The sequence below is a fragment of the Nocardiopsis sp. TNDT3 genome (assembly GCF_003427465.1).
GTDB lineage: Bacteria > Actinomycetota > Actinomycetes > Streptosporangiales > Streptosporangiaceae > Nocardiopsis > Nocardiopsis dassonvillei.
The window spans coordinates 1-1,576 of record NZ_QPFC01000659.1 but is presented as its reverse complement, the minus strand read 5'-3'; the positions used below and the strand labels follow the sequence as shown (position 1 = coordinate 1,576).

Below are 1,576 nucleotides of genomic sequence, written 5' to 3'. Positions count from 1 at the left end.
TCAGATCGGCGGCCACCCCCACCAGGGCGGCGGCCCGCTCGGCCTCCTCCTCGGCCAGGGCCAGCTCCGCCAGCGCCTCCAGGGCCCGGGCCACCGCGAGCCTGCGGCCGGAGGTGAAGCTCACCCGCAGGCACGTCGCCAGGGGCTCCCGGGCGAGCAGCGTCTCGCCCTCGGCCAGGTACAGGCGGCCCAGCTCCCGGGCGCAGTGCGCGGTGGCCGGGGCGGCCTCCAGCTCGCCGAAGACCGACAGGGCGTCGGAGAACAGCTCCCGCGCCCGCGTGAAGTCGCCGCGCTCGGCGGCGATCGAGCCCAGCCCGTGCAGGGCGCGGGCCGCGCTCCAGCGGTCGCCGAGGTTGTCGGCCACCGCGACGCTGTGCTCCAGCAGGGCCGTGGCCCGTTCGGCCTCGCCGCGGCGGCGGGCCAGCTGGGCCAGCACGTCCAGCGTGGCCGCCTCGGTGATGGGGTCGCTGACCTGGGAGGCCCACACCCCGGCCCGCTCGGCGTGCTCCTGGCCCTCGTCCAGGGTGCCGGTGCGCAGGCACAGCGCCGCCAGGGTGGCCAGCGCGGAGGCGGCGGCTCCCGCCTCACGGCAGGCCCGCGCCGACTCCAGGGCGCACAGGGCCAGGGTGGACACGCGCGGCGCCGCGTCCAGGTCCAGCCGCAGCTCGGCGTGCAGGGCCAGGGCGCGCGCCCGCAGGTGGGGGGACTGCGCGTCGGAGTCGGTGGACAGCGCCCGCTCCAGGAGGCGGCTGCCCTCGGCGGCCAGGTCGCGCACGATCCAGTAGGAGCGCAGCGCCACGCACACCCGCAGGGCCTCGTCCACGCGTCCGCGCGAGAGCGCCCAGTCCACCACGCGGGCGTGGTTCTCCCGGTGGTGGTCGAGCAGCCGCAGGTGCCCCAGGCGCTCCCCCCACGGCATCGGCGCGCAGCAGCTCTTGGCCCACTCCTCCAGACGGGCGACGCAGAAGCGCAGGTAGCGTTCCCACCGGTCGTCCTCGCCGCCGCTGTCGGCCAGGTGCTCGGCGGCGTAGGCGCGCACCGTCTCGGTCAGCCGGTAGTGGGTGGTGCCGTCGACCTCGGCGTCCATCACCACCAGCGACTTGTCCAGCAGGGAGAAGTGCAGCGGCAGGATGTCGGCGGGATCGACCCCCTCGCCCGAGCAGACGTCCTCCGCGGCCTCCAGGTACCAGGTGGAGAACACCGACAACCGGTGCAGCAGGAGCCGCTCCGGCTCGGTGAGCAGTTCGTGGCTCCACTCCAGGACCGCGCGCAGCGTCCGCTGGCGCGGCGGCAGGTCCTCCGACCCGTCGCTGGTCAACAGCTGGAAGCGGTCGTCCAGGCGGCGCAGGATCTGCTGCACCGACAGCACCCGCACCCGTGCGGCGGCCAGCTCGATCGCCAGCGGCATGCCGTCCAGCATCCGGCAGATCTCCGCGATGTAACCGGAGTTCTCCCTGGTCATCTCGAACCCGGCGCGCGCGGCGTGCGCGCGGGTCACGAACAGGCGCACCGACTCGTAGCGCTGGGTGTCGCGCCGGGGGATGGGCGCGGGGTCGGCCGCGTAGGGGTCGGTGGG

At 75.6% G+C, this 1,576-nt stretch carries 1 protein-coding gene; it reads right to left on the bottom strand.

Annotation, left to right across the window (positions count from 1 at the left end; translation table 11 throughout):
* A partial coding sequence (locus tag DQW06_RS16610) for a tetratricopeptide repeat protein (protein ID WP_157983462.1) occupies positions 1 to 1,576 on the bottom strand: 1,576 nt, incomplete at both ends.